At 52.0% G+C, this 16,091-nt stretch carries 12 protein-coding genes; all 12 read right to left on the bottom strand.

The genetic code is table 11. From position 1 onward, the window contains the following. Positions 1-87: 87 nt before the first annotated feature. Positions 88-2,388, bottom strand: coding sequence for a carbamoyltransferase HypF (hypF, locus tag CPY98_RS03715; RefSeq protein WP_096386403.1), 2,301 nt, complete (start codon positions 2,386-2,388; stop codon positions 88-90). 165 nt (positions 2,389-2,553) lie between these two features. Beyond that, positions 2,554-4,782: a formate dehydrogenase subunit alpha gene (gene fdhF, locus CPY98_RS03720; RefSeq protein WP_096386406.1), complete on the bottom strand. Its 2,229-nt coding sequence runs from the start codon at positions 4,780-4,782 to the stop codon at positions 2,554-2,556. A 140-nt stretch (positions 4,783-4,922) separates the two neighbouring features. After that, complete coding sequence (hydN, locus tag CPY98_RS03725; RefSeq protein ID WP_025801584.1) at positions 4,923-5,468, bottom strand: electron transport protein HydN; 546 nt, start codon at positions 5,466-5,468, stop codon at positions 4,923-4,925. 445 nt (positions 5,469-5,913) lie between these two features. Continuing rightward, on the bottom strand, positions 5,914-8,058 hold the full coding sequence (fdhF, locus tag CPY98_RS03730) for a formate dehydrogenase subunit alpha (protein ID WP_096386408.1): 2,145 nt from the start codon (positions 8,056-8,058) through the stop codon (positions 5,914-5,916). 323 nt (positions 8,059-8,381) lie between these two features. Then, positions 8,382-8,909, bottom strand: a complete 528-nt coding sequence (gene hycI / locus CPY98_RS03735) for a hydrogenase maturation peptidase HycI (RefSeq protein ID WP_040046735.1) — start codon at positions 8,907-8,909, stop codon at positions 8,382-8,384. Then, positions 8,902-9,357 (bottom strand): formate hydrogenlyase maturation HycH family protein, encoded by a 456-nt coding sequence (locus CPY98_RS03740; protein WP_025801580.1) that lies wholly within the window; start codon positions 9,355-9,357, stop codon positions 8,902-8,904. Before CPY98_RS03740 ends, hycI begins: the two co-directional genes overlap by 8 nt. After that, complete coding sequence (locus tag CPY98_RS03745; protein ID WP_025801579.1) at positions 9,357-10,181, bottom strand: NADH-quinone oxidoreductase subunit B family protein; 825 nt, start codon at positions 10,179-10,181, stop codon at positions 9,357-9,359. The genes CPY98_RS03740 and CPY98_RS03745 overlap by 1 nt, the downstream gene beginning before the upstream one ends. After that, a complete protein-coding gene (locus tag CPY98_RS03750) occupies positions 10,178-10,735 on the bottom strand; it encodes a formate hydrogenlyase complex iron-sulfur subunit (protein WP_046359308.1) in 558 nt (185 codons plus the stop codon). Before CPY98_RS03750 ends, CPY98_RS03745 begins: the two co-directional genes overlap by 4 nt. A 16-nt stretch (positions 10,736-10,751) precedes the next feature. Continuing rightward, positions 10,752-12,455: an NADH-quinone oxidoreductase subunit C gene (locus tag CPY98_RS03755; RefSeq protein ID WP_025801577.1), complete on the bottom strand. Its 1,704-nt coding sequence runs from the start codon at positions 12,453-12,455 to the stop codon at positions 10,752-10,754. 70 nt (positions 12,456-12,525) lie between these two features. After that, positions 12,526-13,461 (bottom strand): respiratory chain complex I subunit 1 family protein, encoded by a 936-nt coding sequence (locus tag CPY98_RS03760; RefSeq protein ID WP_096386411.1) that lies wholly within the window; start codon positions 13,459-13,461, stop codon positions 12,526-12,528. A 10-nt stretch (positions 13,462-13,471) separates the two neighbouring features. After that, a complete protein-coding gene (locus tag CPY98_RS03765) occupies positions 13,472-15,379 on the bottom strand; it encodes a proton-conducting transporter membrane subunit (RefSeq protein ID WP_096386413.1) in 1,908 nt (635 codons plus the stop codon). Continuing rightward, the gene (locus tag CPY98_RS03770; protein ID WP_025801574.1) at positions 15,376-15,990 is read right to left on the bottom strand and encodes a 4Fe-4S dicluster domain-containing protein; all 615 of its coding nucleotides are present in this window, start codon (positions 15,988-15,990) and stop codon (positions 15,376-15,378) included. Before CPY98_RS03770 ends, CPY98_RS03765 begins: the two co-directional genes overlap by 4 nt. Positions 15,991-16,091: the final 101 nt, after the last annotated feature.

Here is a 16,091-nt window from a genome sequence, read left to right on the forward strand (position 1 = left end):
GCGGGCATATCCTCGGTGAATACACACCGTGGCACCTTGATTACCGTCATTAGATGGCTGATTGATAGCATAGTGATGGCGCAACATTTACGCCTTTGCGATCGCCCTCGCATCCCATCGCTGAGCGGCGGCAATGACCGCCTGTCCTAACGCCAGAGCACCATCTCCAGCGGGTAATGCTTGCGGCAGTAACAGCGTGAATTCAGCCAAATTTTGCTGTAACAGTTGGCGTAACAAGCGGTTATGTAAGACTCCGCCAGCCATCACGATCGTGCGGCAGTTTTCTACGTTTGCGTGAACCCGCACTAAGTCTGCGAGCCCGTGAGCCAATGCATAATGAAATGCATAGGCGCGATCTTCCGGTGTGGCCTGCCAACGGAGCCACTGTTGCCAGAAAGCGGCCATATCGAGATTATTGTGTGCATCCAGCGGCAATGATACCGGCGGGTGCCGTTCCTGAGCCTGCTGGGCTAAGGCTTCTAATCGACAGGCGGCTTCACCTTCAAAGCTGATTGCTTCAGGGCAAATGCCTAATGCCGCGGCCGCCGCGTCAAATAATCTTCCTGTGGAAGACGCCAGTGGGCTATTGAGTCCGCGTTCAATCGCCCGCTGCAAAACTTGCCAAGGGTGAGAAAGAATAAATTTGGCTTCAGGGTAGCTTTGCCAGTTGGGAACAAAACGTAGCAACTGTGCCAGCAGGTTTCGCCACGGTTGACGAGCGGCCAAATCACCACCTGCAAGTGCAACGGCGGGTAATCCGCCCAAGCGCTGCATTTGGCGATAATCCACCCGTAAACACTCACCGCCCCAAAGGGTGTTATCTGCGCCAAAACCAATACCATCAAGCGCCAGCCCAATCAGCGGCGGCGTATCTAAAGGAATACCATGCTCAACCATGCAGGCTGCAAGATGCGCGTGATGATGCTGAATGGGTAAACATTCAAGGTTCAGTTCTTGCGCCTGTTGCAGAGCAAACTGGGTGCTGACATAGGCCGGATGCATATCACAGGCGATCGCTTCTGAACTAAACTGATAGATTTGGTGCAGCAATTTCCATGTTTGGTTGAACTGCTGCTGTACGCGTTCGTCGCTTAAATCACCGAGGTGCTGGCTGAGTACGGCCCGATTGCCTTTTAACAGACAAAACGTATTTTTCAGATCGCCACCGACAGCGGCTACGGCAGGCAACGATTGGAAACTCTCTGGTAAATCAATAGCATCAGGTACATAGCCTCGTGAGCGGCGGAGCATTTCGCTACCGTGTGGTTGCCAACGAATCACTGAATCATCAACGCGTTGGATGATATCTCGGTTATGCAGCAGCCAAATATCTGCGATATCGGCCAGATCGTGTAGCGCCTGTGAGTTGCTCAATGCGGGAGGTAAACCATTGGCATTGCCCGATGTCATCACTAAGGGACGCCCCATTTTTTGCATCAATAAATGATGCACGGGGTTCGACGGCAGCATGACGCCAACCTCATCCAATTGCGGCGCAATGTCATCTAATACCAAGGTAGATTTTTGCAGCAACACAATGGGGGCGGCAGGGCTGCTCAGCAGCTTGAGTAAGTCGTCTGCAACGTTATCTCGGCAATAGGCACGCACCCAGCTTTCATTGGGTAACATGACGGCTAAAGGCTTGGCTGGTCGGTGCTTACGCTGGCGCAGAAGTTGTACCGCGTGTGGGTTGGATGCATCGCAGGCCAGATGGAATCCGCCGATGCCTTTAATGGCTGCAATGCCGCCGTTAAGCAGTACGTCGATCACTTCCTTCCACGCATGGGCACCCATAAAAGGCTGCCCACCAGCGCTATTACAGCTCCACAGATGGGGGCCGCAGGCGGCACAGGCCGTCGGCTGGGCATGAAAGCGCCGGTTAGCGGGATTTCGGTATTCCTGATCGCAGGTCGGACACAGCGGAAAAACTGCCATCGCGGTGAAAGGGCGATCGTATGGCATACGCTGAATAATGGTAAATCGTGGCCCGCAGTGGGTGCAGTTAATAAACGGATAGCCAAAACGGCGGTTGGCCGGATCGTTCATCTCGCGCAGACATTCTGGGCAGGTGGCGGCATCGGGCACAATTTGGGTGTCCATTTGACCCTGACCGCTTTCAATAATGCAGAACTCATGAGGCAGATCACCGCCGAGCCATTCTTGTTTGCTGATCGTGTCAATGCGCGCCAGCGGTGGGCATTCCTGACGTAAAAGGTGACAGAAGTGTGCGATATCTGCGGGTAAACGTAGGGCGATTAATACGCCTTGGGCATCATTACTCACTTCGCCTTGCAGCTTAAGTCGTTGAGCCAGTTGCCAGACGAACGGACGAAAACCAACACCTTGGACTTTGCCTTTTACTCTCAGCAAGATTGCGTTGTGACTCAAGGTGGCTCCTGAAGACTACGTCATATCAAAGATGACTATTTTCCGTATTTAAACGATAAACATCTTTGATGTGGGGCAGCGTGTGTGCAAAAAGGATTAGTAAAGCGAGTATTTTCTTTATCACCTCTCCCATAAAGAGAGAGGTGATAGTAAAAGAGCTAAAAATTAAGCACGAACCATCATGCGTTCAGCGTCTTCAACATGATGACGCAGGCGCGATTTCATTTCGTTATAGGTCTGAGAGGCGTAATTCTCCGCCCAATCCTGATCGATGATAGGCTCAACGCGTACCGCACAGTATTTGGTTTCTGGCGTTTTAGATACGGGGTCCAGATTATCCTGAGTTAGCTCGTTGCACGCGCCAATCCACCACTGATACGTCATGTAAACGGCACCTTTATTGATGCGTTCGTTGTAGTTACAGCGCGAGATCACTTTGCCACGGCGAGATTCCACCCATAGGATTTGCTGATCGCAAATTCCCATACGCTGAGCGTCTTCAGGATGCATCTGCACAAAGCCCGGTTCATCGGCCAATGTTTGCAGCGCGGCACAGTTACCGGTCATGGAGCGACATGAGTAATGGCCTACTTCACGCACGGTACACAGTACCAGAGGGAACTCTTCGTCAGGGATCTCGGCCGGAGCGCGCCACGCGGTTGCGAACAGTTGACCTTTTCCTGTTGGGGTATCGAAATGGTTGTCTTTATACAAATAAGGCGTGCCGGGGTGATCGAGCGTTGGGCATGGCCACTGTACGTGTCCCATTTCCCCAATTTTCTCGTAGGTTGCGCCGTAATACAGCGGGCACAGCTCGCGCAGTTCATCCCAGATCTCTTCGTTGCTGTTGTAATGCATCGGGTAGCCCATCTCTGTGGCCAGCAGACTGATAATTTCCCAGTCACGTTTAACGTTGCCTTTCGGCTCGATGGCTTTTCCGAAACGTTGGAATCCGCGGTCGGCACAGGAGAAGATCCCGCCGTGTTCGCCCCAGCTGGTAGCCGGTAAAATAACGTCGGCCTGCTCAGCGGTTTTGGTCATGAAGATGTCTTGCACCACCACAAACTCTAAGGCGTCAAAGCCTTTGCGCACCAGACCTAAGTCGGCTTCGGTTTGCAGGGGATCTTCGCCCATGATGTAGTAGGCTTTGACTTTGCCTTCAAGGGCTAAGTGCGGCACTTCAGTAATGCGATAGCCGATATTAGGGTCCATATCGTCCACATTGATGCCCCACGCTTTGGCAAATTTGGCGCGAATTTCTGGGTTTGTCACCGACTGATAGCCCGGGAATTCGTTAGGCAATACGCCCATATCACAGGCCCCTTGTACGTTGTTTTGACCACGTACAGGGCCAACGCCCACGTCAGGACGGCCGAGATTGCCGGTCAGTAACGCTAAACCGGATAGGCCTTTCACCACGTCAACGGCTTGTCCAAACTGAGTGACGCCCATCCCCCACATAATGGTGGCGGAAGGTGCCGCTGCGTAGGTGCGCATAGCTTGGCGAATATCTTCGGCGGGAACGCCAACCAGTTTTTCGACGGCTTCTGGGCTGTAGTCGGCAACGATTTGGCGATACTCCTCGAAGCCTTCGGTGAAATTAGCCACATAGCTTTTGTCGTAAAGATTTTCTTCAATCAGGACGTGAGCAAAGGCATTCACCAGCGCCATATTGGTGCCGTTGTTCATTTGCAGATGCTGATCGGCAATGCGCGCCGTTTCTATTTTGCGTGGATCGCAAACGATGATTTTGGCACCTTTTTCTTTGGCCTTAATCACGCGACGCGCCACGATAGGGTGGGAATCTGCGCAGTTATAGCCAAAGACCAGCAGGCATTTGGAGTTTTCGATATCGGTGATGGAGTTGCTCATGGCGCCGTTGCCCAGCGTTTGCTGCAAGCCAGCAACCGACGGGCCGTGGCAGACTCGCGCACAGCAGTCAACGTTGTTATTGCCGGTAACGGCACGAGCAAACTTCTGCATCACATAGTTGGTTTCATTACCTGTTCCGCGTGAGGAGCCGGTATGCATGATCGACTTCGCGCCATATTTTTGTTTGATTTCTTTTAGGCGCTGCGCGGTATAGCTGATGGCTTCATCCCAAGAGACGACTTCAAATTTTCCACCTTTTTCTCGGCGGATCATTGGCTCATTCAAGCGCGGCGTTAGCAGTTTTGTATCGTTGAGAAAATCCCAGCCAAAATAGCCCTTCAGACAAAGCTCACCCTGATTGGTGACGCCGTTTGCGCCTTCGGCACGAACTATTTTACCGTTTTCAACACAGAGGCTGATTTTGCATCCTGCGCCGCAGTAGGGGCAGACGGTGACGACTTTACTTTTCACAACGTCGAGATTATTGACAACGATTGAGTTATTCACTGTAGGTGAATTCATAACGAGACCTTACCCCGAACCGGGGATAATGAATGGTTGTTAATCAAGCCTTTTGGTTTTGAAGCTGCAGCCAGTCAACGGCAACTTCAATCAATAGGATTTAAAACTGCATGAGATGAAAGCGTTAAAATGTGAAACCGTTAGAACATGAAATCGATTGTGGTATCGAGCGCAGCACGGCGGCGTTTTTCATTGATCATGTCTTGCATGGCATTGCGGTCAATAAGCTTCAATGCATTGGTGGGACAGGTTTCAACGCACGCAGGGCCATTAGCGCGGGTATGGCACAGGTCGCATTTGTTGGCTTCGGCCTTAGACGAAACCATCATGGCAGAGGCGCCATTTTGACGAACGACCGGAGAAGTGACCACTTCCATGGTGCCGTATGGGCAAGCCACCACGCAGGTTTTGCAGCCGATACATTTTTCCTGTGACACATAGATGAAGTCTTTTTGGCGAGTAATGGCACCATTCGGGCAGACGTTGGCACAAGGGGCATCTTCGCACTGGCGACACAGGATCGCTGTACTGACGTTTTCCCCTTTAATGACGTGAATGCGCGGGGTGAAGTTGTCTTTGGACAGGTTGTGAAGTTCGCTGTCTTCACGGTGAGCCATGACGCAGGCGACTTCACAGGTGCGGCAGCCGATACATTTTTTAGGATCTGCAATGACGAACCGGTTCATCAATTAACTCCTGATTTCTCATTATATTTAGTGAGGCAGAAAGAACCTGCCTATGCTCAGATTGCTTATCGGTACTAGTAAGCACACATCATGCCAACTGTATTTCTATGGGTGTTTTTTTGTTTTAAATTAGTGGGTTGCTTTCTAATCTTATTTTTTGAAAGCTAAAAATTGCACGCTGAATTGCCCGCTCGACAGGGGGATTCGACATAAGTGTCGAATAATTTGCGCGACACGACATTGGCAACATTATCGTTGGAATGGAGATCTCACTCGTTGATCTTGGCGGTGATAATGGACGTGTTGATTTGATAAAAAGGTGGGATTACGACTTTAGGTCTCTGAACTCATGGACGTTAGCGTTCTTAAAATGAGAATCCAAGATGATAAAAATGCCCCGCATTGCTGAAAACAATACGGGGCATTTATATTTAACGACCTGCCTCTAACCTTCCGCGGTTTCTCGCAGACGACGTTTGATATTGTCGTATTCGCGAACGACGTACTGCTCGGCGTCTTCCTGATCCTTAATGGCATCTACCGCAACGGCACAGTATTTGTACTCTGGCGTTTTGGTAATTGGACTCAGGTTTTCAGCAACCAGTTCGTTACAGGCACCGATCCACCATTGATACGTCATATAGACCGCACCTTTGTTTGGACGGTTGCTCACGTTGGCGCGGGTAATGACTTTACCCTGACGTGAACGAACCCAAACCAGTTCCTGATCGCGAATGCCAAAGCGTGCGGCATCTTCAGTATTGATTTGGATAAAGCCTGGTTCGTCTGCCAGTGCAGCCAGTGCCTTACAGTTACCGGTCATCGAGCGGCAGCTGTAGTGGCCAACTTCACGCACGGTCGCCAATACCATTGGGAATTCGTCGCTGACTTTATCAATCGGCGGACGCCATTCACAGGTATAGAACTGACCCTTACCGTTAGGGGTATCGAAATTACCGCCTTCATACAGGTAAGACGTTCCTGGGCTTTCGAGCGTTGGGCATGGCCATTGAATGTAGGCCAGATCGGCCATTTTTTCATAGGTCGCGCCGTAGTAGATCGGGCACAGCTCGCGAAGTTCGTCCCAGATTTCCTGCGTGTTGTTGTAGTGCATTGGGTAACCCATCGCGGTGGACATCAGGCTAATGATCTCCCAGTCGCGTTTAACATCACCCACAGGCTCTACGGCTTTGTAGAATCGCTGGAAACCGCGGTCGGCTGCGGTGTAAACACCTTCATGCTCACCCCACGACGTTGCAGGGAATACGACGTCTGCAATGGCGGCGGTTTTGGTCATGAAGATATCCTGAACGATCAGAATATCCAGCTTCTCAAAGGTACGACGGATCGTCGCCAGATCCGGCTCGGTCTGTAAGGGATCTTCACCCATGACGTAGTGCGCTTTGATCAGACCGTGGTCGATGTTATGCGGCACTTCGCTCAGCGCATGGCCGATATGGGCTGGCAGGGAAGGAACGCCCCACGCCTTGGCAAACTTCTCACGGGCGGCTTCATCAGTGACATACTGATAGCCCGGATAAGTATTTGGCAGCGCACCCATATCACAAGCGCCCTGAACGTTGTTTTGACCACGAACAGGACCTACGCCCACGTGTGCTTTACCTAAGTTGCCGGTCAGCAGCGCCAGGCTGGTAAGCGTACGAACGGTTTCGACACCCTGATAGAACTGGGTAACGCCCATGCCCCACAGAATGGTTGCCGTTGGTGCCTTGGCATACATGCGTGCGGTTTCACGGATCATCTGCGCACTGATACCGGTGATTTCTTCAACAGATTCTGGCGTATACGGCAAGACCAGAACGCGGAAGGTTTCAAACTCTTCGGTATGCTGTTGGATGAATTCACGGTCGTGAAGATTTTCTTCAATGATGACGTGAGCCAGCGCATTCAGCAATGCGATGTTAGAACCGTTTTTAAGCGGAACATGAATGTCGGCGATGCGCGCGGTTTCGATGAAACGCGGGTCGCAAACAATAATTTTAGCCCCTTTCGCTTTCGCCTTAATAATACGGCGAGCCACGATAGGGTGGGAGTCTGCGGCGTTATAACCGAAGACAAAAATGCATTGGGTATCTTCAATCTCAACGATTGAGTTACTCATGGCGCCGTTACCGACCGATCGCTGCAGACCTGCAACCGAAGGGCCGTGTCAGACGCGCGCGCAACAGTCGATATTGTTAGTACCGATGGTTGCGCGAGCAAATTTTTGCATCACATAGTTAGTTTCATTACCAGGACCGCGGGAAGAACCGGTGGTCATGATGGCATCTGGGCCGTATTTTTCTTTTACAGCCAGCAGGCGGGAGCTTGCGAATTCAATCGCTTCTTCCCATGAGACGTTTTCTAGCTTTCCACCGCGTTCACGGCGGATCATTGGTGACTTCAAGCGCGGAGTCAGGATTTTAGTATCGTGGATAAAATCCCAGCCGTAATACCCTTTCAGGCACAGCTCGCCTTGGTTCGTCACGCCATTCGCACCCTCAGCGCGAATGATTCTACCGTTATCGACCACCAGATTGATTTTGCAACCTGATGCGCAATAAGGGCAGACCGTGATGACTTTCTTCATCAACATTGCTCCTATTTTATGCGGCCGGAAGGGACACAATCCGGCTCGTATACATACCGCTCAGCAAGCCGAGCGTTATTTAATGTTTATTCATCTTTTTATATGCATGTACTGTGCCAGTTTTGTACCCCTTGCGGGTGATGGCTAATACGTTGAACTATAAGGGCTCAGGAGGGAGGTGAGTGCTGATCGACATCATCAAAGCGGTGACGAGTTCGACAGTTTTGTCGAAGTGAGATACTCCCTCCCAGTCTCCCCCTTGGCGGGGGAGGGCAGATCACGTGAAGTGTTCAGGAAAGGGAGGGAATTTGTGGAAATGAAAATCAGCTCTGGCTACTCACCCCAAACTCATCCTCGTAGGCCACCAGCAGTTCAAATCCGCCCTGATCGCCCCAGTTATTCAGACGCTGATAGACTGTTTCGACGGCGTCTTTCACCGGTTGCATCATCGGGGCATAAAACGCGACGATGGCGGGCTGAATACCCACAAAGGTGATATCCGGTACATCTTCACGCAGTTGCTCGATCAAATAGCTCAGCGGCAGATTATGGGTGGTGACGATAAACAGCTCGGCAATATCTTTTTCATCGATGATGCGGATTTCGCCGGGTTCTAATCCCATTTCGGTGGCATCAACGATGATCAAACGCTCTGGTTTCATCTCGCGGATCGCGTGGGAGTAGCTTTCCGGCGACGTGCCTCCGTCGATGACGGCCCAACCGGCTATCGGATGGTCGGTGACCTTTTCGGCTAACAACGGCCCAGCGCCATCGTCACCCATCATGCTGTTGCCAACGCATAACAATAAATTCTTAACGGGGTGAGCACTCTCTTCTAAAAAACTAGCCATCGCGTCTTTTCACCATCAGATAGATTGCGGGTTCATTTTCGATCATCTGCAGCGCAGCGATCAGTGCGTCTGTCCATGTCTGTTCTTGCTCATTCATCTGCGGACGCGCTTTATCTAAAGCGCAGGCCAGCAAATGCGTGTGCGTACTGTCGATACAGATTTCGCCATAGCGAGGAAGCCCTTCCAGTTTGCGGCGTGCCGTACTTTCTTCCGGCAGCTTGGCTACCCACGCCCGATACCCCGTCAGCGGACATTCCAAACAGGTTTTCAGGCAGTCGATCACCCCGAGGTGATGGCCAATCGCGAGGCTGTAATAGATAACTTCTTTCGCTTCCTGCGGAGTTCTGTCCTCATCTTCCTTTTTTTGCACGAACTTACGGCTCAGGGAGTAGAACACCACCATCGGATCTTGTTCGTGATAAGGCTGATTACGGGCGTGGTCAGTCATTAGAAATTGCCTCCGCGAGCAGCATCATGGCACACCGCCTGTAGGCGAGAGATGATCTCGGTTAGGCGAGGATCATTTTCGTGTGCTAAAAACTGCGCCACGCGTGCTTCAACGGTGAGATCGTTTTGCTGGGCAAGAAGATCCATAAATTTATCGGCGATCTGGCGGCCATAGCGATAACCGGACATACGGCGTGCTTCACGATCGATCATAACGCGTAGCTGTTGTGGGATCGCCGGATGCAAGATAGCGGCCTGCTCATCTTCAGCTTGCTGGTGGTGTTCGCCTTTCAGTTTTTGATCGAGCAAACCCAGCGCCATGGCAAAACCATAAATGGTGGCAGCAGGAGTTGGTGGGCAACCAGGAATGTAAACGTCCACCGGCACAATTTTGTCCGTGCCGCCCCAAACGCAGTATAAATCGTGGAAGATCCCACCGCTGCAACCGCAGGCGCCGTAGGAGATCACGATTTTTGGATCCGGTGCGGATTCATACGCACGGATCGCAGGAATACGCATTGAACGGGTCACCGCACCGGTAAACAGCAGAATGTCAGCATGACGCGGAGACGGAACGACTTTGATCCCAAAGCGTTCGGTATCAAATAACGGCGTTAGCGCAGAGAAGATTTCGATTTCGCAGCCGTTACAACCGCCGCAGTCCACGCGGTAAACGTAGGCTGAGCGACGAATATCTTTCAGCAGCGTGCTTTTGAGTTTCGCAATCTGCTCATCGACGGTGATAGGTACTGGTAAACCGTTGGCGTCGCGTGGTCCGATAATCGGTGAGCCGTTGGCTGGCTGTTGAGTAATGATTTGGCTCATTGTGCCGCCTCCTGTGTCAGGTGACGTCCCAGCGTGATACGCGCTGAGTGGGTAATGTTGTTTTTACGTTTACAGTTGGGGCAGGTTTCAAACTGCGAGCGGCGCTCTTCGGCCTGCTCTTCCGTTAAATTGCCCGCCTGAATCAGTAATGCCATGGCATAGTCGATCTCTTTTTGTGCCGCGTAAGGTGCGCCACATTCCACGCAGTTGCAGACTTTGAACTCTGCGGTTTGGAACAGATCGCTTTTGTTCCATACCGCCATTTCAAACTCTTGTGACAGCTTGATCGCCGCGGTTGGGCACACTTCTTCACAGCGTGCGCAGAAAATGCAGCGGCCAAGATGTAATGCCCAAGTGCGCGTACCTTCACGCGCATCGGTTTCCATGGTTAACGCATTGGCCGGACAAGCGGCCGTGCATGCGCCACAGGCGATGCACTGCTCTGGATTGTATTCAGGCTTACCGCGAAAGTTCGGATCAACCTGCATTGGCTTGGCAGGATAAGCCACCGTCGCATTGCGATGCTTAAACGCCGTTTTTAATAATTTCAGCATGGGTATTCTCCTGACCTTACTTCAGCGGTGAGTCTTTGCGTTCCAGACCATAGCGCTCGATTTCTTTGTACGGTACGGTAACGGACTTGCGTTTACGCACGTCGACCAGCGTTACGCGGTCGGTACAGGAGTAGCAAGGGTCAAGGCTACCGATGATTAATGGTGCATCGGATACCGTGTTGCCTCGCAGCATGTAGCGCAGCGTTGGCCAGTTAGAGTAGGTGGCCGCACGACAGCGCCAGCGGTAGAGTTTCTGGTTATCACCGGTCATCGACCAGTGAATATCATCGCCGCGTGGCGCTTCAGAGAAGCCCAGTGCGAAACGGTTTGGAATATAGGTGAAGCCTTCAACGGCCAGCGGGCCGCCCGGCAAATTATCTAAACCGAAGTCGATCATATTCAGCGCGGTGAAGACTTCATTCACGCGAACTTTGACGCGAGAAATCACGTCGCAGCCGGTTTCCGTGTGGATTTCCATTGGCAGCAGATCGTAACCCGCAAATGGGTGATCCACGCGGGTATCACGGGCATGACCGCTGGCGCGGATCATTGGACCGACGTTGCTGAAATCGCGTGCGATTTGTGGATCTAAACGACCCACGCCGACGGTGCGCTGTTCCATATTTGGCGTGCTGAACAGGATATCAACCAGCGTTTTCACTTCGGCACGCATTTCAGCGGCCAGCTTGCGGGTTTGGATCATGTCGTCTTTCAGCAGATCGCGGCGGATGCCGCCGATCAGATTCAGACCGTAGGTTTTACGCGCGCCGGTGAGGATTTCAGCCATTTTCATGGATTTTTCACGTACGCGGAAGAACTGCATAAAGCCAGAGTCAAAGCCGACGAAGTGGCACGATAAACCGAGGTTCAGCAGATGGCTGTGTAAACGTTCGACTTCCAGCAGAATAGAACGAATAGCCTGTGCACGCTCAGGAACCTGAATGCCCATCGCGTTTTCTACTGAAGAGGTGTACGCGGTGCTGTGTGCAAAGCCACAGATGCCGCAAACACGGTCAGATAGGAAGGTCACTTCGTTATAACCCATGCGGGTTTCGGCCAGCTTTTCCATGCCGCGATGGACGTAGAAAAGACGATAATCGGCATCTACGATATCTTCACCGTCAACGAACAAGCGGAAATGACCCGGTTCGTCAGAGGTGATGTGCAGTGGCCCGATAGGGACAATTTTACCACTTTTGCTTTCGTTGATGAACGGATAGGTTTCAACGTCAGTGGTTGGCGCCGGACGCTGACGATAGTCCATCGAGTCTTTGCGCAGCGGATACAGCTCATCTGGCCAATCATCTGGCAGCACCAGACGGCGCTCATCAGGTAATCCAACGGGGATTAAACCGTACATATCACGCACTTCGCGTTCGCCCCAAACGGCAGCCGGTACGCGAGGGGTAACAGACGGGAACTCTAGCGTTCTTTCATCGACCAGCGCTTTTACGGTGATCCAACATTTGGTGCCGGTTTCCATGGAGAGCACGTAGTACACCGCATAGCTGCCGCACAGTGGACGTTCGTCATTGCCGAACAGAACCGATAACCAACCGCCTTGTTTGTAATACAGAAACTCAACCACTTCCGGCAACATATTGGTTTTAATGGTGATGGTTGCCTGAGTGTCTGTCTGCCAGCTTTCGTCCAGAATCGCTGAAGGGAACTGCTGACGCAGTTCCTGAATGTAATGTTGACCTGTTTTTTGCTGATTCATAAACCGTGATGCCCCGTAAGCTGAGAGGGTGAAATAGTGAGTAGGTGAGTGAAGGTTGTCATAACCGGCCTCACGCAATTAACCATGATAAGAACGCCATTACCGCCAGACCGAAACCGGCCCAAGTGGTGTAAGACGTTTTCAGGAAGCGCAAACGGGCAACGCTGTTTTCAAACAGGGCGATAAGGGCAATCCCAACCAGCAGTTTGATAAAGGCAACCACGATCGCCAGAACCAAAGCACCCGCGCTGAAAGTGGCCATTTGACCCCAAGGGACAAAAACGCCGATGAAGAGTTGCAGAACAACTAACTGCTTAAGGCTGATGCCTAATTTCAGCACGGCAAACGCCGAACCGGAATATTCGGTCAACGGACCTTCCTGCAATTCTTGTTCGGCTTCGGCCATATCGAAGGGCAGTTTGCCCATTTCGATAAAGGTGGCAAATGCACAGGCCAGAAGTGCCAGTACCAGAGCCAGTGAGGAATTCACGTCCCAGTTCAGTACGTGGAAACTCATCACGCCCAGATTCGTTGAACCTGCTAATAGCGCGGCAACCCAAAGGCCTAGCATGAGAATCGGTTCAACTAAGATGCCCAGCATGGATTCACGGCTAGCGCCGATACCGGTGAAGGTGCTTCCGGTGTCTAAGCCTGCAATCGCAAAGAAGAAACGCGCAACGGCAAACAGATACACCACGGTAATCAAATCACCAATCGGTGATAGCGGACTGATGACGGTGACAATCGGCAGGGCCGTCGCGATGGTGAGCATGGTGCCAACCATCACATAAGGCATCATCTGGAAGAACACGCCTGAAGCCGCTGGAGAAATATTTTGTCGTCTAAACAGTTTAAAAATATCGCGGTAATCCTGAAAAATATCAGGGCCGCTGCGGCTGTGAATTTTGGCACGCAGCACGCGGGAAATTCCGCTAAATAACGGAGCCAGCGCCAACAGGGCTAAAGCCTGAATCAACGCCAGCGCAAGGATAGAAAGCGAACTCATGTCATTCTCCTCAGGCGAAAATCGCCACTAGCAGCAGGGCGAGTTCAATCACCGCTAACGCTGGATAAACGCGCATTGCACCGTCACGCAGCAGACCACCGAACACAGGCGCGGGGTTGCAAACTTTACGTAGGCGATAGATCGGAGCAAACATCACGCGCAAAGGCTGAGCGAAGCCGGTTGCCGTAACCACCATTTCCGCTTCGTGCCCATAACCACAGGCCCATGCATCACCGTGGCTACGGCGTGGCAGGCGTGAGTTTTTGTACATACCCACGAGCAGCATTGGCAGAATCGGGAAGGCCAGCATCAAAATGGCGATCATCGGTGTTGAAAGCAGAGTGGTATTGGTGGTGCCAGAAATCATCACCGCGCCCTGTGTCATTTGATGCGGATCGAGCATCAAGCCCAGAGAGCCTGCCGCCATTTGCAGCATATATGGCAGAACCCAAGGTGCGCCGATACCAAATGCCAAACAGCCAATCGCTAGCAATACCGGAGAGAAAAGCATGGAAGCGGGTGCGCAGCCAGCATTGGCTGCACCTTCACTGCGTGGTGCGCCTAGGAACGTTACGCCGAAGATTTTCGCTACGCACATCACGGCGAGTGCACCGGTGATGGCCAGAACTACCATTACCAGCGGAGCGATAATTCGCATGCTCACCGCAGAAGAGTGGCTCAGCGAGAATAGGGATTGGTAGGTAAACCATTCGCTGACGAAGCCATTAAGCGGGGGAAGTGCCGCCATCGACATCAGACCAATTAACATCGCCGTTGCGGTTAACGGCATACGGCGAGCAACGCCGCCCAGTTTCTCGATATCTTTCGCGCCTGTGCTGCGGATAACCGCTCCGGCACCGAGGAACAGCACGCCTTTAAACAACGTGTGGTTAACCATATGGAACAGGCCAGCCATCAAACCGAGTACCGCCAACGTAGGTTTACCCAGCGCTAAGCCGAGCACACAGGCGGAAAGACCCAGCAGAATAATGCCGATGTTTTCTACGGTGTGATAAGCCAACAGGCGCTTGATATCGTGCTCCATCAGCGCGTACAAACCACCGATAAAAGCGGTTAACGCACCGACGATCATCAATGCGGCGCCCCACCACAGCTGCGGCATGCCCAGCCAGTCGATGCTCAGTTTCAGCAAACCAAACAGACCGACTTTCAGCATCACGGAAGAAATCAGCGTAGCGGCATGGCTTGGTGCGCTAGAGTGAACCTGTGGGATCCAACCGTGAAGCGGTACTAAACCAGAAACGATGCCAAAGCCCAGTAAGCCCAGCACAAAGACCCATGAAGCTAAGCCACGGCTCAGGCTTGCCAGATGGAATTCGCTTAACGCCAAGGTGCCGCTATGACAGTAAATAATCCAAAATGCGGCAATGATAAGCACAGTGCCTAAACGCGACATCAGCCAATATAAGCTTGCTGCCTTACGCGCTTTGGCATCCTGCGACTGCCACACCAGCAACGCGGTGAACAGCGTCATCAGTTCTAACAGTGCAACAAACATAACGGCGTTATCGGTTAGCACTAACAGGCTGATAGCCGCGCTCAACAGGTTCATTAAGCAACCAATCAGTGCGGCTTTCTTCGGGGCATAACCCTTGAGATAGCTAAACGCATAAATGCCGCACAGCAGGCTCACCGCTGAGGTCAGCAGCAGCATGAGGCTGTTGAGCGTGCTGAACAGCACCGGCGTGTGATTAAACAGGTTAGCGCTAACGATTTCAGGCGTAAACGCCAGCCCTTGGCAAGCACTCCAGGTTCCTGCAACGCCCGCGACCAATGCACCTAGCGCTGCAACGCGAGCGCCAATCCAGCCTGAACCTGTTGCACCTAATAGCAACGCCAGAATGGCTGAAATGAGATAAATGCTGAGCGCGAAACTCAATAATTCAACGGTATTCATTGTGCGTCGGACCCCTCTGAGAATGAGCTAAACATCATCAAATCGGCATCCATTGCGTCCATCGCGTTTTGGCGTTTGGCCGCGCTCGCCTGAGACAGTTGGTTATCATCAACTAGCATGATGGCGTGAGTAGGGCAGGCACGAACGCAGGCAGGCCCTTGTTCGCTGAACTGACATAAATCGCATTTCACTGCGATGCTACGAATACCGGGATACCAATCTAAGAATGGGCTGATGCCGCGCTTGTTTGGCGGTGCGGGCAAGGCTTTTGGCGTATTGCTGTTGGCTGGAATGTGCAAAGGCTTGCTGCCGTTCATGGTGATAGCACCGAATGGGCAGGCAATACCGCACAGCTTGCAGCTCACGCATAGGCTTTCATTCAGCTGAATGGCGTCGTCGGTATGGGTAATCGCATTGACCGGGCAAACCTGTGCGCATGGCGCGTCTTCACAGTGATGGCACATAACAGGCACAGAATCGTGATTGTCTTTAACCACCACCAGACGCGGCTCAGTCTGCAGGCCATAAGTCTTATGCTCTTCAGAGCACGCGGCCATACAGGTGTTGCACCCGATACATAATCGGGGATCCGCAATAACAAAGCGGTTCATGTTCAGTCCTCTGGTTCAGACTACAAAAAGTAAAATTCCTCCTTGTTAAGCACAAAACGTGCCAGTAGGCTTTATTTCAAATTTAATTGTTATTTTTCAAT

Origin of the sequence: Hafnia sp. CBA7124, assembly GCF_002355555.1 — a bacterium.
In the GTDB taxonomy this organism is placed as follows: domain Bacteria; phylum Pseudomonadota; class Gammaproteobacteria; order Enterobacterales; family Enterobacteriaceae; genus Hafnia; species Hafnia alvei.